General features: G+C 68.6%; 20 protein-coding genes. 8 read left to right on the top strand and 12 right to left on the bottom strand.

Going from position 1 to position 20,067, the window contains the following annotated elements; genetic code table 11:
• Window positions 1-79: 79 nt before the first annotated feature.
• Window positions 80-280, top strand: a complete 201-nt coding sequence (locus tag G6N19_RS19300) for a hypothetical protein (RefSeq protein ID WP_041317987.1) — start codon at window positions 80-82, stop codon at window positions 278-280.
• Here G6N19_RS19300 and G6N19_RS19295 read toward each other — a convergent pair.
• The 3 genes from G6N19_RS19295 to G6N19_RS19285 are packed head-to-tail and all read right to left on the bottom strand — an operon-like array spanning window position 277 to window position 3,460.
• Window positions 277-840: a DUF488 domain-containing protein gene (locus G6N19_RS19295; RefSeq protein ID WP_193465460.1), complete on the bottom strand. Its 564-nt coding sequence runs from the start codon at window positions 838-840 to the stop codon at window positions 277-279. The two genes, G6N19_RS19300 and G6N19_RS19295, sit on opposite strands and share 4 nt — an antisense overlap.
• Complete coding sequence (fadD11, locus tag G6N19_RS19290; RefSeq protein WP_193465459.1) at window positions 815-2,650, bottom strand: fatty acid--CoA ligase FadD11; 1,836 nt, start codon at window positions 2,648-2,650, stop codon at window positions 815-817. Before fadD11 ends, G6N19_RS19295 begins: the two co-directional genes overlap by 26 nt.
• A gap of 24 nt (window positions 2,651-2,674) precedes the next feature.
• Window positions 2,675-3,460, bottom strand: a complete 786-nt coding sequence (locus tag G6N19_RS19285) for an enoyl-CoA hydratase/isomerase family protein (RefSeq protein ID WP_013829106.1) — start codon at window positions 3,458-3,460, stop codon at window positions 2,675-2,677.
• A gap of 87 nt (window positions 3,461-3,547) precedes the next feature.
• Between G6N19_RS19285 and G6N19_RS19280 the strand changes: the two genes are divergently transcribed.
• Entirely contained in the window at window positions 3,548-4,381 is an 834-nt protein-coding gene (locus G6N19_RS19280; RefSeq protein ID WP_193465458.1) for a class I SAM-dependent methyltransferase, read from the top strand.
• Window positions 4,382-4,390: 9 nt separating this feature from the next.
• On the opposite strand, the gene G6N19_RS19275 is transcribed toward G6N19_RS19280, so the two are convergent.
• The gene (locus G6N19_RS19275) at window positions 4,391-5,098 is read right to left on the bottom strand and encodes a hypothetical protein (RefSeq protein WP_158019470.1); all 708 of its coding nucleotides are present in this window, start codon (window positions 5,096-5,098) and stop codon (window positions 4,391-4,393) included.
• A 564-nt stretch (window positions 5,099-5,662) separates the two neighbouring features.
• Window positions 5,663-6,061 (bottom strand): MerR family transcriptional regulator, encoded by a 399-nt coding sequence (locus G6N19_RS19270; RefSeq protein WP_193465457.1) that lies wholly within the window; start codon window positions 6,059-6,061, stop codon window positions 5,663-5,665.
• A gap of 54 nt (window positions 6,062-6,115) precedes the next feature.
• Between G6N19_RS19270 and G6N19_RS19265 the strand changes: the two genes are divergently transcribed.
• Entirely contained in the window at window positions 6,116-6,568 is a 453-nt protein-coding gene (locus G6N19_RS19265; protein WP_013829110.1) for a PPOX class F420-dependent oxidoreductase, read from the top strand.
• 6 nt (window positions 6,569-6,574) lie between these two features.
• Here G6N19_RS19265 and G6N19_RS19260 read toward each other — a convergent pair whose 3' ends face one another.
• The 3 genes from G6N19_RS19260 to dnaE are packed head-to-tail and all read right to left on the bottom strand — an operon-like array spanning window position 6,575 to window position 10,552.
• Window positions 6,575-6,727, bottom strand: a complete 153-nt coding sequence (locus G6N19_RS19260) for a DUF5615 family PIN-like protein (RefSeq protein ID WP_158019471.1) — start codon at window positions 6,725-6,727, stop codon at window positions 6,575-6,577.
• 18 nt (window positions 6,728-6,745) lie between these two features.
• On the bottom strand, window positions 6,746-6,991 hold the full coding sequence (locus tag G6N19_RS19255) for a hypothetical protein (protein WP_193465456.1): 246 nt from the start codon (window positions 6,989-6,991) through the stop codon (window positions 6,746-6,748).
• A 21-nt stretch (window positions 6,992-7,012) separates the two neighbouring features.
• Complete coding sequence (dnaE, locus tag G6N19_RS19250) at window positions 7,013-10,552, bottom strand: DNA polymerase III subunit alpha (RefSeq protein WP_193465455.1); 3,540 nt, start codon at window positions 10,550-10,552, stop codon at window positions 7,013-7,015.
• Between the two features lie 137 nt (window positions 10,553-10,689).
• Here dnaE and G6N19_RS19245 point away from each other — a divergent pair, with 137 nt between their 5' ends.
• Window positions 10,690-10,917: a dodecin family protein gene (locus tag G6N19_RS19245; protein WP_013829114.1), complete on the top strand. Its 228-nt coding sequence runs from the start codon at window positions 10,690-10,692 to the stop codon at window positions 10,915-10,917.
• 8 nt (window positions 10,918-10,925) lie between these two features.
• A complete protein-coding gene (locus G6N19_RS19240; protein WP_013829115.1) occupies window positions 10,926-11,690 on the top strand; it encodes a class I SAM-dependent methyltransferase in 765 nt (254 codons plus the stop codon).
• A 1-nt stretch (window position 11,691) separates the two neighbouring features.
• Here the strand turns inward: G6N19_RS19240 and G6N19_RS19235 are convergent, their stop codons facing one another.
• Together G6N19_RS19235 and lspA are read right to left on the bottom strand one after the other, a co-directional pair.
• A complete protein-coding gene (locus G6N19_RS19235) occupies window positions 11,692-12,612 on the bottom strand; it encodes an RluA family pseudouridine synthase (RefSeq protein WP_193465454.1) in 921 nt (306 codons plus the stop codon).
• A 33-nt stretch (window positions 12,613-12,645) separates the two neighbouring features.
• Window positions 12,646-13,284: a signal peptidase II gene (gene lspA, locus G6N19_RS19230; RefSeq protein WP_193465453.1), complete on the bottom strand. Its 639-nt coding sequence runs from the start codon at window positions 13,282-13,284 to the stop codon at window positions 12,646-12,648.
• 41 nt (window positions 13,285-13,325) lie between these two features.
• On the opposite strand from lspA, the gene G6N19_RS19225 reads away from it, so the two are divergent.
• Window positions 13,326-14,267: an asparaginase gene (locus G6N19_RS19225; protein WP_013829118.1), complete on the top strand. Its 942-nt coding sequence runs from the start codon at window positions 13,326-13,328 to the stop codon at window positions 14,265-14,267.
• Window positions 14,268-14,270: 3 nt separating this feature from the next.
• Window positions 14,271-14,732: a hypothetical protein gene (locus G6N19_RS19220; protein ID WP_193465452.1), complete on the top strand. Its 462-nt coding sequence runs from the start codon at window positions 14,271-14,273 to the stop codon at window positions 14,730-14,732.
• 7 nt (window positions 14,733-14,739) lie between these two features.
• Here the strand turns inward: G6N19_RS19220 and G6N19_RS19215 are convergent, their stop codons facing one another.
• The gene (locus tag G6N19_RS19215) at window positions 14,740-16,095 is read right to left on the bottom strand and encodes a DNA polymerase IV (protein ID WP_456320076.1); all 1,356 of its coding nucleotides are present in this window, start codon (window positions 16,093-16,095) and stop codon (window positions 14,740-14,742) included.
• 40 nt (window positions 16,096-16,135) lie between these two features.
• Here G6N19_RS19215 and G6N19_RS19210 point away from each other — a divergent pair, with 40 nt between their 5' ends.
• The gene (locus tag G6N19_RS19210) at window positions 16,136-16,702 is read left to right on the top strand and encodes a class I SAM-dependent methyltransferase (protein WP_041319869.1); all 567 of its coding nucleotides are present in this window, start codon (window positions 16,136-16,138) and stop codon (window positions 16,700-16,702) included.
• A 25-nt stretch (window positions 16,703-16,727) separates the two neighbouring features.
• On the opposite strand, the gene ileS is transcribed toward G6N19_RS19210, so the two are convergent.
• Complete coding sequence (ileS, locus tag G6N19_RS19205) at window positions 16,728-19,874, bottom strand: isoleucine--tRNA ligase (RefSeq protein ID WP_193465450.1); 3,147 nt, start codon at window positions 19,872-19,874, stop codon at window positions 16,728-16,730.
• Window positions 19,875-20,067: the final 193 nt, after the last annotated feature.

Here is a 20,067-nt window from a genome sequence, read left to right as displayed (position 1 = left end):
AGACCGGTACCGCAACACGGCCAGCCGTCTGTGGAATTTCGGGTGGTCGAACAATTGGTTATCGCGTACCGTTAACAGCATGACGACGGCCGAGCGCCCACGGCACCAGGTGCCGATCGCCGGCGTGCCGTGGCCGGCCTACAAGCTGATCGCGTTGGCGGTCGGATTGGCCACCCTGCTGGTCGTCGGCGCCGCCACGGCCAGTGCCGCGGCCGCGGTGCTGAGCGCCGCCGGAGTCTGCACCGCGCTATGGCTGGCGCTGGGCTTGAAGCTGGGCTAGTCCGACGGACCGTCGTACACCAGGACATCACCGTCGATCCGCGCCTCCGCCATCGGGCGGTGCTCCCGCAGTTTTCCGTCGTGCATCAGGTGACACACCTGCACGCCGTGGATCAGCGTGAGGTAGTCCGCGATCAGCTTCCGATGGCATCGCCACCACACGGTCTCCGCACACATCACCGCGACCTGCCGGTCGGCCGCTTCGGCCAGCAGGTCGGCGATGCCGCCCCGAAAGTCCTCGGTGCGCATATAGCCTGCATAGGAGCGGAATGAATCATTGCGCAGTCCGACATCCGGGCTGTCGCCGCTGCGCCGCCGCCAACCGCCCAACCGCGGCTCCCACCGATATCCGACGCCGGCTTCGGGCAGCCACTGCTGCATCGCCTCGCGTGCGCTGTCGGGATTGCGGCGGCTGCCCGGTGCGCTGCGCACGTCGACCAGACCGCGCACCCCGGCGCCGGTCAGCAGCTCGGTGATCTCCGCTGCGTCCGCGGTGCCGTGCCCGAAGGTGAAAATCGCCGTGGTAGGCCCCCTGTCAGACGGCCGTCGCCGGGCGGGCATCCTCGGCGCCCGCCGGGTGATGGATGTGCGGTGCGGGTTCGGGCGCGTAGAGCGCCTCGATCTCGTCGGCGTACTTCGCGGCTATCGGCCCGCGTTTGAGCTTCATGGTGAGTGTGACCTCCTCACCGCCGGGCTCCCACAGCGTGGGCAACACCCGGAAGCGCTTGATCTGTTCGACTCGCGAGAGCTTGGCGTTGCCGGCTGCCACCCCGGCGGCGATCTGTGCGATCACCGCCGGGTCGGCGGCCAGCGCCGCAGGTGTCGCCTCCGGCAATCCGTGCGCGGCCGCATACGGGCCGACCGAGTCGGCGTCGAAGACCAGCAGGGCGGTGTTGTAGGGCCGGGACTCCCCGATGGTGACCATCGCCCCGATCATCGGGCACGACGCCAGGATGGCGTTCTCGATGTTCGCCGGGGACATGTTCTTGCCTGCGGCGTTGATGATCAGTTCCTTCTTGCGGTCGACCACGCGCAGATAGCCTTCGGCGTCTGCTTCGAGGATGTCGCCGGTGTGCAGCCAGCCGTCGGCGTCGATCGCCTCGGCGGTCTTGGCCGGCTCTTTGCGGTAGCCCCGCATCACCAGTGGTCCCCGCACCAGGAACTCGCCGTCGTCGGCGATGCGACCTTCGAGCCCGGGCAACAACTTTCCGACGGTGCCGAGCCGGGCGTCGCGAGGATGGGTGGTCGAGGCGACGCAGCTGAGCTCCGACATGCCCCACACCTCGCTGATCGGAATGCCGATTCCGGCGAAGAATCCCAGCGTCTCCCTGGGAATCGGCGCCGCGCCCGACACCGCCCACCGCAGTTCGCCGAAGCCCAGCTTGGCGCGAAGTTTCGACAGCACCAGCTCGTCGGCCTGCGACCACTCGGCGGCCACGGCGTCGGGAACCGGCTCACCGCCGATCAGCGCCGCAGCGCGTTTGGCGCCTACCGACAGCGCCCATTGCAGTGCTGCGCGACGGTCCCCGTCCGGCTCGGCATCGACCGCGAATTCGATGGCCGCCTTGAGCTTCTCCCAGACCCGCGGTACCGCTCCCCAGATGGTGGGACGCACGTCGGGCAGTGCGGCCCCGATGGCCCGGACATCGGGAACGACGGTGATCTGGACACCGAAGATCTCCTGGTTGTAGAGCCCCATCGCCCGGTCGGCGATGTGCGCCGACGGCAGGTAGGAGGTGATCCGGTCACCGAAGCGCACCCCGAGGACCGCATCGAGCGCCGCCGCCTCGAACAGCAGGTTGGTATGGGTCATCTCCACCCCCTTGGGGGCGCCGGTGGTGCCCGAGGTGTAGATCAGGGTGATGACGTCGTCGGGTTGCACTGCCCGCCAACTGGATTCGAAGTCGAAATCGGGGCGCCCGGCGGCCAGCAGATCCGCGAGCGACAAGGTGCCGTCCGGACGGCCGTCGATGCACACGATGTGTTCGACGGGGGCACCGCTGGACCGGATCGTCTCGACATAGGGCTGTTCGCAGATCACCACCTTGGTGCCGGCGTTGCCGAACTGGTGGCCGAGCTGCTCGGCGGGCAGCGTGTTGTACACCGAGAACGACGTGGCGCCGGCGTGCTGAGCGCCGACCTCGAGCGGATAGAACTCGATCCGGTTGGCCATCATCAGCGATACCGTGTTCCCGCGGCACACCCCGAGCCCGGCCAGTCCGGCCGCGACCTGCCGCACCTGTGCCGCATACTCACGCCAGGTGAGCGTCTGCCCGCCGCCGACGGTCCGCAGTGCCACCCCGTCGGGATCGGTGGCGGCCGTGCGCTGAAACGCCTCGCACAGGGTCGTCGCCGGCGGTGTTCCTGTCATCTACTCCTCCTGTCGTCGGCGGGCTCAGCGGCGATGGACCCGTTCCAGATACGCCATCGCCGAGGCCTGCGATTCGGTGTCGTGCACCGCAGTGACCAGCGCGTCGGCATCGTTCCAGCTGCGCGCGGTGCCCACCATGCCCTCGGTGACCGCGTTGACCTGGCGCTTGGTGCCGCCCAGGGTCAGCGCGGACTTGCCGGCCAACCGGCCGACCAACGCCTCGACCTCGGCGTCCAAGTCCGCCTCGGCGACCACCCGGTTGATGAAGCCGGCCGCCTTCGCCTCGTCGGCGCCGAACGGCCGGCAGGTCATCACCAGCTCCTTGGTCAATGCGGGCCCGATCTCGCGAACCAACCGCGGGATGCCGCCCCATGCCAGCGGGATACCCAGATCGACCTCGGGTATCGAGAACCGGGTGTCGGCAGCGGCCACCCGCAGATCGCAGGCGGCGGCCAGCACGACGCCGCCACCGACGCAGTGACCGTGCAGCCGCGCCACCGTCACCGCCCGCATCGCTTCGATCGCATCGGCCATCCGCCGTCCGGCGTCGGCAGCCTCCCGCAGGGCTGCAGCGCCGTCGGTGGCGGCGGCAAACGCGGCCAGGTCCGCCCCGGCGGAGAACGCCCGGCCGCTGCCGGAGATCACCACGACCTTTACCGCGGGCCGGGCGTCGAACCAGCGGGCCGCCGCCACCAACTCCTCGAGGGTGACCGTGCTCAACGGATTGAGTTTGTCCGGGCGATTCAACGTGATCGAGCCGAGCGCACCGTCCGCCGTCACCGCGACGGTGGCGGCCTGCTGCGATTCCATGGTGTCGACGGTAGCGGCGCCGCCACCGCGGCGCCGCGGCTTTGCCCGCGCCCGCCCGGGCGCCGCTGGATCGCTTACGGTGGCCTCATGCCGATTGCCGTCACCGAATTCAGCCAGGTCGAGCAGACAGCATTTCTCACCGCCTACGCGCGCGCCCTCGACCACCGCGCCGAGACGCCGATCCTCGGCGACGCGTTCTCCGACCGGGTCATCGGCCTGATCGACTACGACTTCGCCGGGTTGCGGATTCCGGCCAGTGTGGTGCGCCAAACCGCACTGCGCGCCAAGATGCTTGACGATCGGGTCCGCCGGTATACCGCCGCGAACCCGGCGGCCGTCGTCGTGGATCTGGGGGCCGGCCTCAACGAGCCGCTCGTCCGGGTGCAGCCGCCGTCGGGTGTCGACTGGTACAGCATCGATCTCCCGCGTGTCGTCGCGTTGCGCGACAAACTGCTGCCGGCCCAGCCCTCAGAGCACGTCATCGCCGCCGATCTGACCGCGGCCGATTGGACGGCCGGCATCCCGGCCGGCCGGCCCACCATGGTGATCGCCGACGGCCTGTTCGCGTTTCTCACCCAAGCGCAGGTCACCGCGGTGTTGGGGCAGCTCATCGACCACTTCGGCAGCGGTGAGCTGGCGTTCAACGACTACGGCCGGGTGGGGCCGCTCAGCTCGCTGTCGATGAAGCTCGCGCCGCGCGGCATGTTCAGTCTGCTGCGCCACGTGTGGGCCAACCCCGGCTTCACCGATCCGCACACCCCGGAGCGGTGGGAGCCGCGGCTGCGCCTGGTGGAGCAGGCCTGCCTCGCGCATGCCGCCGAGGTCGACTCATTCCCCCCGGCGGCCCGGCGCATGACCCGGCTTGCCGGCCGCTTCAAAGCGGTGGCAGGCAAGGCCCGGGTGCTGCGCTACAAATTCTGAGCCGAACGGTTAACCGACGAGGTCGCAGAGACCAAGGAAGTCACACGGATCGAAGTCCAGCGCGGCGAATGGGTCGTTCGGGATGAGGTAGTCCGGAATCTCCGGGGTCCAGGAGTGGAACAGGCTGTTCCACAGTTGCATTGGCGCGTCGTCGCCGAATTGGATCAAGGCCGCCGAGACACCCTTGAGGGGGTCGGTGACCACCGAGTAGGTCAGATCGTTGGCCGACATCACCCAGTAGTTCAGATCGTGCGGCCCCACGCCGTTCATGGTGAGATTGGTGAACGCGCCGTCGAAGAGGTTGATCTGGTAGATCGAGGCTCCGGACAGGTAGCCGAAGTTGCCCAGCGCACTCAAGTCGTCGGGGGTGTCAGCGTTAGGCATGAAGTCACCGAACTGGTACGCCGAGGTCGAGTAGAACGAGTTCCAGAAGTCCTCGATCTTGATGTTGTAGCCACCGACCTCTTCGCCGTTCACCTCGACGTTGTAGAGCTGGTCGCCCTTCCAGTCGGTGATCCACGGGCGGATACCTTCGTAAGACCAGTCGCGGCCCACGCTCTCCCGAGTAAGGGGCTCCATCACTAGGCAGACCACCCCGTCGCAGGTCTCGTAGGGACCGTCCCAACCGGGCACCGGGCTGGTGCCACCGGACTCGCCCGCAGCGTTAGCGACCGACATAGGCAGCACCAGCGCGGCGAACCCAGCAGCGACGCCCACCCCGAGCAGGGTAAGAAGACGGCGCGATTTCCACATGACTGCCTCCGTTAAGCTTGTTGCAAATGTGTACCTGTGAAGCTCAGGTGACCAAACGTTACACTTGTGTTACCCGATTCACATCCGAATCTGACGTATTTTTTTGTTAACACTGAGCGCGCAGTTTGTTCAACTTCGACACCCTATGTGCTGCTCCACGGTTACGCCACCGCTCCGTACTCGCTGGGGTCGAAGTCCAGACCGCCCACGGGTCATCGGGAGCCAGGTAGTCGGGCGCCGCGACATAACTCGAGTTATCGAGACTATTCCACACGAAAGCCGGGGCCGCACCATCGGCGTACCGGTTGTAGCGGCCGGCATCACCACGCCACCGAGCGGGGCGGCGGCCGCTCCTCCAAGCAGCGCTATAACGCGGTGTCGCACAGGCATCACAAATGGTCCCCTTCCCCCCGGGTCACACAAGTTGTGTGTGAAGTTTCAGACGGTACACCGGTGATGCGGTGTTGTTATCGGAAACGGACCTAAACGTTACGTTTAGGTTCAGCTGGTTGCCGGGCCGGCAGCCGCTCAGCTCGCGCCGGGGCGGGGCGGTGGGTGAACACCGCAGCTACAGGCGTCGATGGACGGGCAGGTGCAGCGCATGCCCCACTCGATGACCTGGCGGGCGCGAGCCAACGACTCCAGCTGGGCGTCGATCTCGGCGAGCTTGGCCCGCGCCAGCGCGCGGCTTGCCGGACGCCCGGGCGCGTCGTCGCCGAACAACAGCTGGATCTCGGCCAAAGCGAAACCCGCGGATTTGCACAGCCCGATGATCTCGAGCCGGGCCAGCATCGCCTCGTCGTACCGACGCTGTCCACCGATTCGGGCCGGCGGTGCCACCAGGCCGATCTGCTCGTAGTAGCGCAAGGTGGTCGCGGCGACGCCGCTGCGGCGGGCCACCTCACCAATGGTCAATCGGCCGGACAACAGGACCCCCCCGGTGCTTGACTTAGAGCCAACTCTAGGTTGTTCACTGGCGCCATGCCCACACAACGACTCGAAGAGCTGCACCAAGCCCGCTATGCGCTGCTGCGCTCCTTCCGCCGCGACGGCTCGCCCGTGGCCACCCCAGTGTGGTTCGCGCTGGACGGCGACACCGTGGTGTTCCGGACCAAGATCGGCCCGAAGACCCGGCGACTGGCGCTACACCCCGATGTCGAGGTGGTCCCCTGCGATTACCGCGGCCGGTGCCGCCCCGGCGCCATCACCGTTGCCGGCCGGGCCACGATTCTCTCCGGCGACGAGGCCGAGGCCGCCAATCGCAGGTTGCACCGGCGCTACGGCTGGCAGTGGAACGTGATTCCGATGATCCAGGTCCCGGGCGTGACCAATGTGCATCGGGAGTTGCCGCTGCGCCAAAAACTGCGTCGGGCGCGCAGCCGCGCCCTCTGGCCCGACAGTGCCATCGTGGCGGTGACGCTGAATGCCCGCTGAGCGCCGCTACTCCTCGACGGCTCGTTGCAGCAGGTCAGCGTCCGAGGTTTCTCGGAGATCCGGGTGTCCGGCAACCGCCAGGCGGTCGTGGCCGCGCGCGATCAAGTCGGTGGCAATGCGGGGGTGGAACATCTCGTCGAGAAGCAGCCCCGGCGTCACTGGCCGAGCAGTTCCTGCTCACGTACCCAGCGGTCGTGGGAGCGCGCGGGCCACCTCCCAGACATCCGGCCCGCCGATCAGTCGAGCCCGGCGGCCCGCCGGGCCGTCCCGGAACACCACCAAGGGGTGCTCTTGGCACCGAAGCGCCTCGTCGACCAGCTGATTCGTCGCCGCAGAGGCACTCAAGCCGGGACGGGCGGCAACGAACCGGGCCAGCCGGGCGGCGACGTCGGCGTCGAACCGGACAGAGGTCGGAGCAGCCATGACTACATGTAGTCAGATGTATCAGCCGCCGAGGCAGCCCGGCCCTAGTAGCGCCTTCAAGTCCCCCATCAGCGCCGACGATGGCGTGACCCGCAGCGACGGGTCCAGTTCCAGCACGGTGATCCGCTCCCCGCTGATCAGCCGCAGCTGCACCTGTGCCGTTCCGGGATGGCGGGTCAGCACCTGTTTGAGTGCGCTGACCTTGTCCATGGTGCATTGCCGGGTCGGCAGACTGACCGCCAGCGGGCGATCCGCGGCGTTGGCGGAGAAGTCCGGCACCACCAGCTCGTTGGCGATCAGCGAGATCCGGTCGTCGCGGATGTTCACCTTGGCGCTGACCAGCACCACGGCGTCGTCGACGACCTCGGCGCCGTAGGCGGAGTAGGTCTGCGGGAAGAACATCACCTCGATGCCGCCGGTGAGATCCTCCAATTGCGCTGACGCCCAGGGCAGACCGTTCTTGTTCACTCGGCGGTTCACCGATGCCAGGATCCCGCCGACCCGCACCTGTGTGTCGGAGGCGATGTCGCCCTCCAGGATGGCGGGGATCGCGGTGTCGACCTGGGCGGCCAGCAGATGGGCGATGCCGTTGAGCGGGTGCCCGGAGACGTAGAGTCCGAGCATCTCCCGTTCCAGGGCCAGTTTGTGCTTGTCGGCCCATTCTTCGTCGGGTACCCGGATGCCGAAAACCGCGTCGGCTCCGGCGCTTTCGCCATCGCCGCCACCGAACAGATCGAACTGGCCCATCGCCTGGGCCTTCTTGGTGCCCAGCACCGAGTCCACGGCATCGGTGTGCACCAGGAACAGGCCCTTGCGCGGATGGCCCAGCGAGTCGAAGGCGCCGGCCTTGATCAACGACTCGGTGACCTTCTTGTTGCAGGCTGCGATGTCGATCTTGTTGAGGTAGTCGGAGAAATCGGTGAAGCGGCCCTTGTGGGTTCGGGTGGCGATCAGTGACCCGACCACGTTGGCGCCGACGTTTCGCACCGCGCCGAGCCCGTAGCGGATGTCGGAACCCACCGAGGCGAAATTCAATTCGGATTCGTTGACGTCCGGCGGCAACACGGTGATCCCCAGCCGGCGGCAGTCGGCGAGGTAGATGGCGGCCTTGTCCTTGTCGTCACCGACCGATGTCAACAAGCCGGCCATGTACTCGGCCGGGTAGTTGGCCTTCAGATACGCCGTCCAATACGACACCAGGCCGTAGCCGGCCGCGTGCGACTTGTTGAATGCGTAGCCGGCGAACGGAAGAATGGTGTCCCACAACGCCTTCACGGCCTTCTCGGAGAACCCGTTGGCCGTCATTCCCTCGTAGAAGCCCTTGTACTCGGCTTCCAGTACCTCGAGCTTCTTCTTACCCATGGCCTTGCGCAGCGCATCGGCCTTGCCCATCGTGTAGGACGCCACCTTCTGGGCGATGAACATGATCTGCTCTTGGTAGACGATCAGGCCGTAGGTTTCGGCGAGGATCTCGCGCAGCGGCTCTTCGAGCTCGGGGTGGATGGGTTTGATCGCCTGGCGGTTGTTCTTGCGGTCGGCGTAATCGTTGTGGGCGTTCATGCCCATCGGGCCGGGCCGGTACAGCGCCAGCACCGCGACGATGTCGTTGAACTCGGTGGGCTGCATGCGGCGCAACAGGTCACGCATCGGGCCGCCGTCGAGCTGGAACACCCCCAGGGTGTCGCCGCGGCCCAGCAGCTCATAGGTGGCCGGGTCGTCCATCGGCACCGATTCGAGATCCAGATCGATGCCCCGATTGGCCTTGATGTTCTCCAGGCAGTCCCCGATGATCGTCAGGTTGCGCAGGCCCAGAAAGTCCATTTTCAGCAGGCCGATCTCTTCACACGACGGGTAGTCCCAGCCGGTGATGATGGCGCCGTCCTGCGGCCGTTTCCACAACGGGATCACGTCGATGAGCGGCTCGGAGCTCATGATCACCGCGCAGGCGTGCACACCGGCGTTGCGGACCAGGCCCTCGAGGCCCCGCGCGGTCTCGTAAATGGTGCGCACGTCGGGATCGGTGTCGATCAGCGTGCGAACCTCGGCGGCCTCCTTGTACCGCTCGTGGTTGGGGTCGGTGATGCCCGACAACGGGATGTCCTTGGCCATGATCGGCGGCGGCAGCGCCTTGGTGATCCGGTCGGCGATCGCGTAACCGGGCTGGCCGTAATGGACACGGGCCGAGTCCTTCAGCGCCGCTTTCGTTTTGATGGTGCCGAAGGTGATCACCTGGGCGACCCGGTCGCTACCCCACCGCTCGGCGGCATAGCGCACCATCTCGCCGCGCCGGCGGTCGTCGAAGTCGATGTCGATGTCGGGAGCCGACGGTCGTTCCGGGTTGAGGAAGCGTTCGAACAGCAGCCCGTGCGGGAGCGGGTCGATGTTGGTGATGCCCAGCGCGTAGGCCACCAGCGATCCGGCGGCCGAGCCGCGGCCCGGGCCAACCCGGATGTTGATCGAACGCGCGTAGTTGATCAGGTCCGCGACGATCAGGAAGTAGGACGGGAATCCCTTGCCGCAGATGACATCGATCTCATAGGCGGCCCGATCGGTGTATTCGGCCGGCACCCCGGCCGGAAAGCGCCGTTGCAGCCCGGCCGCCACCTCGTGGCGAAGCCAGGAGCCCTGGTCGTGGCCGTCGGGAACCGGGAACACCGGCATCCGGTCGCGCGGCGCCCAGACGTCGGCGTACGACTGCACCCGCTCGGCGATCAGCAGCGTCGAGTCGCACGCCTGCGGCAGCTGGTCGTCCCAGAGCGCACGCATCTCGGCGGCCGACTTCAGGTAGTAGCCGTCCCCGTCGAACTTGAACCGGGTGGGATCCGACAGCGTCTTGCCGGTCTGAATGCACAGCAGCGCCTCGTGGTTCTGGGATGCGTCGCGGGTGACGTAGTGGCAGTCGTTGGTGGCCAGCGCCGGGATGCCGAGCTTGCGGCCGACGGCCAGCAGCCCGTCGCGAACCCGGCGTTCGATGGCCAGGCCGTGGTCCATCACCTCCAGGAAGTAGTTCTGCGGCCCGAAGATCTCCCGCCATTTGGCGGCCGACTCCAGCGCCTCGCGGTCCTGGCCCAGCCGCAACCGGGTCTGCACCTCCCCCGAGGGGCAGCCGGTGGTGGCGATGATCCCCTCGGCGTGCTCGGCGATGATCTCGGCGTCCATCCGCGACCATTTGCCGAGCTGGCCCTCGAAGGAGGCCAGCGAGGACAGCTTGAACAGGTTGCGCAAGCCGGTGGCGTTCTCGGCCACCATCGTCAGGTGGGTGTAGGAGCCGCTGCCGGAGACGTCATCGCTCTTCTGGCCGGGGTCCCCCCAGTGGACCCGGCGGGTGTCGAACCGGGAACCGGGAGCGATGTAGGCCTCCACCCCGATGATCGGTTTGATACCGGCTGCGGTGGCGGCGTTGTAGAACTCGCTGGCGCCGAACATGTTTCCGTGGTCGGTCATTCCGATCGCCGGCATCTCCAGACGCTGCGCCTCGGCCAGCATCGGGGCGATCTTCGCCGCGCCATCGAGCATCGAGTACTCGGTGTGATTGTGCAGGTGTACAAACGAAGATCCCATAGGTCCGCCAGTCTATGGCCGGCCACCGACCGAGCCGGGCGTGTCGCCGGGTGTGTCTTCCCGGCGGGCGTTTCGCGCGACAGCGGCCGCCGCCGTGCACTACGTTGAAGTTCGTCTGAAGCGGAGGAGACACATACATGAGCGTGTACCGGGTGATCGACATCATCGGGACCAGCCCGTCGTCTTGGGAGAACGCCGCGGCCGAAGCGGTGCACCGCGCCAAGCAAACCATCGATGACATCCGCGTCGCCCAGGTCGTCGAGCAGGATCTCACCCTCGACGACAAGGGCGGGATCATCTACCGCACCAAACTGCGGATCTCGTTCAAGATCCGGCCGCCGAAATCGCCGCGCGACTCCGGCTGACCGCCCCGATGTCGCGAAGCTTCGACGACCTGGTGGTCGAGGCCACCGCCGCTCCGGTCGACGGCTGGGAATTCTCCTGGCTCGACGGCCGAGCCACCGAGCAGCGGCCGTCCTGGGGCTATCAGCGTCAGCTGGCACGCCGGCTGTCGGGCGTCTCGGCCGCCGTCGACCTGCACACCGGTGGCGGCGAGGTGCTGGCCGGCATCGAGCAGTTCGGCACGTTCCCCCCGACGATGGCGGCCACCGAATCCTGGCCGCCGAATGCCAAACGCGCCACCGAGCTGCTGCATCCGCGCGGCGTCGTGGTGGTGGCGGTGCCCGACCGGCCGCCGCTGCCGTTCGGCGACGAAGCCTTCGACCTGGTCAGCAGTCGGCACTCGCTGGAGACGTGGTGGTCCGAGATCGCCCGGGTGCTGCGGCCCGGCGGCCATTACTTCGCCCAGCAGATCGGGCCGGCGACGATGCTGGAACTCAGCGAGTTCTTTCTCGGGCCGATGCCCGGTAAGGGCGCCGAATACGAGCCGGAGGCGGTGCGGGCCGGCGCGACGGCCGTCGGCATGGAGATTCTCGATCTGCGCCTCGAGCGGCTCCGCGCCGAGTTCTTCGACGTCGGCGCGGTGATCTACTTCCTGCGCAAAGTGATCTGGACGGTGCCCGATTTCGCCGTCGACGACCACCGTGACCGGCTGCGCGAGATGCATGAGCTCATCGAGTCCCAGGGCCCGTTCGTCGCGCACGCCACCCGGGTGCTGGTGGAGGCCAGGAAGAGCTGAGTCAGCGCCGCAGCACGTCCAGGGCGTGCTGCAGATCGGCCGGATATTCGCTGGTGATCTCGATGCGCCGACCGTCGCCCGGGTGGGCGAAGGCCAGCGAGTGGGCATGCAGCCACTGGCGTTCCAGCCCGAGTTTTTTCGCCAGCGTGGGATCAGCGCCGTAGGTGAGGTCGCCGCAGCAGGGATGACGCAGCGCGGCGAAATGCACCCGGATCTGGTGGGTGCGGCCGGTCTCCAGATGCACGTCGAGCAGGCTGGCCGCGACGAACGCCTCCAGCGTGTCGTAGTGGGTGATGCTGTGCCGGCCGTCGGCGGTGACGGTGAACTTCCAGTCGCGGCCGTGTTGCCGGCCGATGGGTGCGTCGATGGTGCCGCTGGACGGATCCGGATGGCCCTGCACCAGTGCGTGATAGCGCTTTTCGACGGTGCGCGCCTTGAAGGCCCGTTTCAGCGCGGTGTAGGCCCGCTCGGAGATCGCCACCACCATCACCCCGGAGGTGCCGACGTCCAGCCGGTGCACGATGCCCTGGCGTTCGGGGACCCCGGAGGTGGTGATCCGGTAGCCGGCCGCCGCCAGCCCACCCAGCACGGTGGATCCGGTCCAGCCCACGGAGGCGTGCGCGGCCACCCCGGCGGGCTTGTCGACGGCGACGATGTCGGCGTCGGAGTACAGGATCGCCATGCCCTCGACCTCGGCCGGGGTGTTCTCCAACGGAGCCGGCGCCTCGGGCAGCCGCACCTGTAACCACGCGCCGGCGGCCAACCGGTCGGACTTTCCGGCGGGCGTCCCGTCCAGTTCGACATCACCGTTCTCGGCCAGCGTCGCGGCAACGGTCCGGGACAGCCCCAGCAGGCGGGCCAGCCCGGCGTCGACGCGCATGCCGGCCAGCCCCTCGGGCACCGGCATGGAGCGTTCAGCCACGACCGCAGCAAGCCTGGTCGCTGCCGGCAGTGCTCACGCGCGCTGCTCCTCGGCGTCGTCACTTCCGGCATCGTCCCGACCGGCATCGTCACGTTTCGCGTCGCCCCGTCGCGCATCGTCGCCGGCGCGGCGGCGGCCCACCGTGTCGAAGTCGAAACCGAACACCGAGAGGGTGACCAGCAAGATCGCACCGCCGACCACCGCGGGATCGGCGACGTTGAACACCGGCCACCAACCGATCGACAGGAAGTCGACGACGTGGCCCTGCAAGTGCCCGGGCGCCCGGAAGAACCGGTCCACCAGGTTGCCCAGTGCCCCGCCGAGGATCATGCCCAATCCGACCGCCCACCACGGCGACACCAGCCGGCGCGACATCCAGATGATGCCGAGCACCACCGAACTGGCGATCAGCGTCAGCACCCAGGTGTAGCTGGTGGCCATCGAGAACGCCGCCCCCGAGTTGCGCACCAGGGTCCAGGTGACGGTGTCGCCGATGATCGGCACGGGCTGGCCAGGGGTCAGCAGCCTCACCGCGAGCACCTTGGTGACGACGTCGACCAGTAGCACGACCGCGGCCACCGACAGCAGCAGGCCCAGCCGTCGGCGGGGCGCGGCCGGCGCCGGCGCCGCTTCGGTGGCCGGCTCGGTCGAGTCGGTTGTCTCCTCAGTCACGCCCCCATCATTCCTTAACGCGGGTACGGCATGATCGCGGCATGGTGTCCAAGCGCCTGACCGTCATCACCACCGGCGGAACCATCGCCGCCAGCACCGACGACGACGGGGTGCGCCGGCCCACCGTCCACGGTGCGGACCTGGTCTCCGGGGTCGGCGCCGGCTCCGCCGAGGTCACCGTGGTGGACCTGATGGCGCGCGACAGCTCGGAGCTGACCCCGGTCGACTGGGGCCGGATGCTGGCCGCGGTGCGGGCCGGCGTCGACGGTGGTGCCGACGGGGTGGTCGTCACGCACGGCACCGACACCTGCGAGGAGACCGCGCTGTGGTTGGAGCTGGGCTACACCGGCGACGCCCCGGTCGTACTGACCGGGGCGCAACGCAGCGCCGATGCCCCGGATGCCGACGGGCCGGGCAACCTGCGTGACGCGCTGCGGCTGGCCGCGGATCCCGCGGCCCGCGGTCTGGGTGTGCTGGTGTGCTTCGCCGGGCAGGTGCTGGCCCCGCTCGGGCTGCACAAGACCACCACCTCCGACCTGACCGGCTTCAGTGGCGCACGGGTGGGCACGGTGGCCGGCGATCGGGTGTCCCTGGACGGCGAAAAGGTGCGGCCGCAACTGCCGGTGACAGCCCCGCCCCGAGTCGACATCGTCGCGCTCTACGCCGGCGCGGATGCGGCAGCACTGGACGCCTGCGTGGCCGCGGGCGCGCGCGGAATTGTCCTGGAGGCGCTGGGGTCGGGCAACGCCGGAACAGCGGTGATCGACGGGGTGCGCCGGCACTGCCGCGACGGGGTGGCCGTCGCGGTGTCCAGCCGGGTGCCCGGCGCGCGGGTCGGGGCGGCCTACGGACCGGGCCGGGCACTGGTCGACGCCGGTGCGGTCATGGTGCCCCGGCTTCGCCCGCCGCAGGCGCGGGTGCTGCTGATGGCGGCGCTGTGCGCGGGCCCGCCGGTGGCCGACGCCGTGGACCGGTGGGGTTGACCGGTGAGAAAAGTTCTGTCGCTTGGCTGCGCCGCGGTTCTCGCGGTCGGGTTGGCTCCGGCAACCCGGGCCGAGCCCCCGCCCGGAGCGGGGGCCGTCGACAGCTACCCGATCGCCACCGGCCGCTACTCCTCACCCGGCGACTTCTACTGGGTTTTCTTCAAGACCCCGGACGGCCGGTCCTGCGGAATCGGCCCCAACGGTGGGCCGATCGGTTGCGACGCGGTGCCGATGGACGCGCCGGCCGGCGCCAACCAGACCGTGATCGAAGTGGGCGGCGTGCCCGCGTCCTACCGCCGCGCCGAGACCGCATCGTTCACCAGGGACGTCGATGTGTTGCCGCAGGGCTACCGGCTGGAGAACTGGGGTTCGCGCTGCGCGGTCGGCTACCAGGGCACCGTGACCTGCCAAGGCTACGGGTCCCATGGTTTCACCATCTCCGCTGTCTACGGTGTGCTGTGGTGATGCGGTTTTACCCGGGCTCGTCCGGGACGGCCGGGTAGTCGGGCCAGTCCAGGCTGGCGACCGGATCGGCGCGGGTGATCCCGGGTTCGTCGACGGCGAAGGTCCGCACCGGGCCCGGGCCGGAGCTGCGGGTCTCGAACCGCACCGTTACCACTCCGTGGCCGGAGCCCTGCACCCAACCGTGCCCCAGCTCGACATGGGTGACGTCATCGCCGACCCGCCACGACGCCGCGATCGACGGTGAAACCGGTTGCAGCGCTGGTGTTTCGGGTGAATTAGCGGCGGCCTCCGAGAACTCCAGCTCCGGGAACAGCGATTCCTGACGGACATCGGTCAGCCCGGAGAATCCCACCCCGAGCAGCCGGATCGGGCCGATCTGCGCCGGGTCGAGCAGCAGCCGGCCGGCGGCGGCCGTCAGCGCGGCGGCGTCGGTGGTGGCATAGGGCAGCGTCGCCGAGCGGGTCAGCACGCTCATGTCGGCCTTCTTGAGTTTCACCGTAACCGTACGGGCGCCCCGCCCGTCGCGCAGCAGCCTGCGGTAGGCGTGTTCGCCGATCGGGCCGACCTCGGCCCGCAGCTGCTCCAGCGTGGTCAGATCGGTGGCGAAGGTGGATTCGGCGCTGATCTGTTTGGCCTCGGCGCGTTCGGCGACCGGACGGTCGTCGATCCCGCGGGCCAGCCGGTGCAGCGCGGGCCCGATCGTGGCGCCCAGGATGTCGGCGACCTCGCTGTCGGTCAGCGCGGCGAACGCGCCGATGGTGGTGATGCCCAGCCGGTGCAGCTTCTCCTCGGCCACCGGACCGATACCCCACAGCCGGCGCACCGGCAGCCCGTCCAGCAGCAGTCGTTCTTCGGCGCGGGTGACGACCCGCACCCCGTCGGGTTTGGCCAGATCGGAGGCGATCTTGGCGATCTGTTTGCCCGAGCCCGCCCCCACCGACGCCACCAGGCCGGTCTCGTCGCGCACCCGGCGGCGCAACCGCTCACAGAACCTGTGCACGTCTTCGCTGCCGGCGCCGGACAACTCGGCCGGTTCGCCGAACGCCTCATCGAAGGACAGTTGCTCGACGACCGGGATCACCGCGCGCACGGTCTCGAACACCCGCCGGCTGGCCACCCCGTACACCGCCCCGCGCGGCGGCAGCACCACCGCCGGGGCGCCCACCCGTCGGCGCGCCTGGTGCATCGGCATCGCCGAACGCGCCCCGAAGACCCGCGCCTCATAGCTGGCGCCGGCCACCACACCGCGGCCCCCCAGCCCGCCGACCAGCACCGGGCGACCGCGCAGCGTCGGGCGGGTCAGTTGCTCGACGGAGGCGAAGAATGCGTCCATGTCCAGGTGCAGGACCCACCGGGCATCCACACCGATGAATGTTATTGCGCCGCCGCCTAGGGTGGTCGACATGGCGATGAACCTGCTGCACCGTCGCTGCTGCAGCTCACGGCGGTGGGCCCGGCAAGTCGAAGACCAGCTGGTCCCCTGGGCGCTGACCGGCGTCGACCTCGGGGACGACGTCCTTGAGATCGGCCCGGGCTACGGCGCCAATATCAAGGTGTTGATCGACCGGGCTGCGCGTTACACCGCGGTGGAGATCGATCCGGTGCTCGCCGAGCGGTTGCAGGGCGAGTACGGCTCGCGCGCACGCATCATCAACGGCGACGGCACCGCCACCGGGCTGCCCGCGGGCGCGTTCAGCGCGGTGGTGTGCTTCACGATGCTGCATCACGTGCCGACACCGGAGTTGCAGGACCGACTGTTCGCCGAGGCGTTCCGGGTGCTGCGGCCCGGCGGGGTGTTCGCCGGCAGCGACGGGGTGCCGTCCTGGCACTTTCGGCTGCTCCACTTCCGGGATACCTACAACCCGATGCCCCCCGAGTCGCTGCCGGACCGGTTGCGGCACAGCGGATTCACCGACGTCGCTGTCGCGACCGCAGCCGGCCGGCAACGCTGGCGCGCCGTCAAACGCTGAGCTGCCGGCCGTTCGGCGGCGTCGCTCAGGCCTTGGTGATCGTCACCCGCACCCCGTCGCCGATCTCGGCCGCATCGGCGCCCGGCTCGCCGAATTCGAAGCCGGTGGCCAGGATCTCACCGGCGATGAGCTCAGCGTGGGCCTGTGCCCAGCCCAGCCGCGAGTCGGGCACCGACATCACCACGCTGATCCGGTCGGAAACCTGCAGGCCGGTGTTCTTTCGTAGGTCCTGCAGTTCGCGGATGCGGTCCTTGGCCCAGCCCTCGGCTTCGAGTTCCTCGGTCACCGTGCCGTCGAGCACCACCAGCCCGGCGCCGTCGGGCAGCGCCACGGTGAATTCGGGGTCGGCGGCCACCAGTTTCGCGGTGTACTCGCCGTCGAGCAGCACCACCGGCCCGGCGCTCAGCGTGCCGTCCGGGTTGACCACGCCCTCCCCCGCCTTGACGGCCTTGATCGCGGCCTGCACGTCCTTGCCCAGCCGCGGACCGGCCACCTTGGCGTTGACCGCCAGCTCGAAGCGGCCGTAGCGGTCGATGTCCTCGGTCAGCTCGACGGCCTTGACGTTGAGCTCGTCGGCGATCAGCCCGGAGAACGGCGCCAGCCGCTGCGGGTCCTCAACGGCAACGGTGAGTTTGGGCAGCGGCAGCCGGACCCGCAGTTGGTGCGACTTACGCAGCGAGGACGCGGCCGAACACACGTCGCGCACCTGATCCATCGCCTCGACCAGCTGCGGGTCGTGCGGTAGCTCGTCGGCCTCGGGCCAGTCGGTCAGGTGCACCGACCGTTGCCCGGTCAGCGAGCGCCAGATCTTCTCGGTGGTCAGCGGCAGCAGCGGTGCGGCCAGCCGGCAGGTCACCTCGAGCACGGTGTGCAGGGAGTCGATGGCGTTCGGGTCCTCGTCCCAGAACCGTTGCCGGGAGCGTCGCACATACCAGTTGGTCAGCGCCTCGGTGAACTGGCGCAGTTCCTCGCACGCCCCGGAGATGTCGCAGCCGTCCAGCGCGGCGGTCAGATCGTCGCGCAGCGCCGCCAGCTTCGCCAGGATGTAGCGGTCGAGCACGTGCGGTGAATCGGTGCGCCACACACCGGATTCGGGCGCATAGAGGGCCAGGAAACTGTAGGCGTTCGACAGCGGCAGCATCACCTGGCGCACCCCCTCGCGGATGCCCGGCTCGGTGACGACCAGGTTGCCGCCCCGCAGGATCGGCGAGGCCATCAGGAACCAGCGCATGGCGTCGGAACCGTCGCGGTCGAACACCTCGTTGACGTCGGGATAGTTGCGCAGCGACTTGCTCATCTTTTGCCCGTCGGAGCCCAAGACGATGCCGTGTGCCACACAGGTTTTGAACGCCGGACGGTCGAACAGCGCGGTGGCCAGCACGTGCATCATGTAGAACCAGCCGCGGGTCTGGCCGATGTACTCGACGATGAAGTCGCCCGGGTAGTGCGCGGGCTCGGCCGCCGAACCGTCGAACCAGTCGCGGTTCTCGAACGGATAGTGCACCTGGGCATAGGGCATCGACCCGGAGTCGAACCACACGTCGAGCACATCGGGGATGCGTCGCATCGTCGAGGCGCCGGTCGGGTCGTCGGGGTTGGGCCGGGTCAACTCGTCGATGTAGGGCCGGTGCAGGTTGTCGGGTCGCACCCCGAAATCGCGTTCCAGCTCATCGAGGCTGCCGTAGACATCGATTCGGGGGTACGCCGGATCGTCGGATTTCCACACCGGGATCGGAGTGCCCCAGTAGCGGTTTCGCGAAATCGACCAGTCGCGCGCACCGCGGAGCCAGTTGCCGAAGATCCCGTCCTTGACGTGCTCGGGATACCAGGTGATCTGCTCATTGAGTTCGACCATGCGGTCCCGGAATTCCGTGACGCGCACGAACCACGACGACACCGCCTTGTAGATCAGCGGGTTGCGACACCGCCAGCAGTGCGGGTAGGAGTGCTCGTAGGTTTCGTGGCGGACCAGCACCGCGCCATTGGGGGCAGCAGGGCCAGCGCCCGCTTTCAGGTCGGCGATGATCGCCTTGTTCGCGTCGAAGACGTGCTGTCCGGCGTAGTCGGCGACGCTGGAATCGAAGCGGCCCTTGGCGTCGACCGGGGTGACCGGGGAGATCCCGGCGGCGTCGGTGGTGTTCTTGTCGTCCTCGCCGTAGGCCGGCGCGAGATGCACGATGCCGGTGCCGTCGTCGGTCGACACGAAGTCGGCGGCCAGCACCCGAAATGCGCCCGCCGCCGCCATGAAATACGGGAACGGCGGCAGGTAGCGCATCCCGATCAGCTCCGAACCGCGGTAGCTGCCCAACAGCTGTGGCTCTTCCCCGAATTCGCGCGCGTAGGCGCCGAGCCGTGCCTCGGCGAGCAGGTACCGGCGGTCCCCGACCGCTACCTGCACATAGGTCACCTCCGGGTTGACCGCCACCGCCAGGTTGGCCGGCAGTGTCCAGGGCGTGGTGGTCCACACCAGCAGGTGCGCGCCGGCCAGCTCAGCGGCGGGTCCCCCGTCGGCCACCCGGAACCCGACGGTCAGCGCCGGGTCCTGCCGACTCTGGTAGACGTCGTCGTCCATCCGCAGTTCGTGGTTGGACAGCGGCGTCTCGTCGCGCCAGCAGTACGGCAGTACGCGATAGCCCTCGTAGGCCAGGCCGGAGTCCCACAGCTGTTTGAACGCCCACAGCACCGATTCCATGAACGGCAGGTCGAGGGTTTTGTAGTCGTTGTCGAAGTCGACCCAGCGGGCCTGCCGGGTGACGTAGTCCTGCCATTCGGCGGTGTAGCGCAGCACCGATTCCCGGCAGGCCTGGTTGAACGCGGCGACGCCCATCGCATCGATCTGCGACTTGTCGGTGATGCCGAGCTGGCGTTCGACCTCGAGTTCGGCGGGCAGCCCGTGGGTGTCCCAGCCGAACCGGCGTTCCACCTTGTAGCCGCGCATGGTGCGATACCGCGGCACGATGTCCTTGACGTAGCCGGTGAGCAGGTGCCCGTAGTGCGGTAGCCCGTTGGCGAACGGCGGGCCGTCGTAGAACACGTATTCTTCGGCGCCGTCGCGGCGGGCGATGCTGGCCCGGAAGGTGTCGTCGGCCGCCCAGTAGTCGAGGACCTCGATTTCAGCCGCCGGGAAGTCGGGGGCACCGGCGGCCGGCTTCGGATAGCTGCGTTTGCTCATGCTGTGTCGCCTCCCAAGCGCCCGGCCCGGGGACGACGCCGCGCGGGTTGCGCGAGCACCGCGGTACCACCCCGCTTGCCGCGCTGCCGGCGCGACCGCTCCACAAGGCTGTGACGGGCCAACCCGTTCGGTTCTAGTGAGGCCCGGCTGTCAAGCGCTGGGCCCGTTCCTCCGAAGGCTCCCCGGTGATGGC

The organism is Mycobacterium novum (genome assembly GCF_010726505.1).
Taxonomy (GTDB): Bacteria; Actinomycetota; Actinomycetes; order Mycobacteriales; family Mycobacteriaceae; genus Mycobacterium; species Mycobacterium algericum.
Note: the sequence above shows the minus strand (reverse complement) of the source record. Positions and strands in the feature narration are given on the sequence as shown.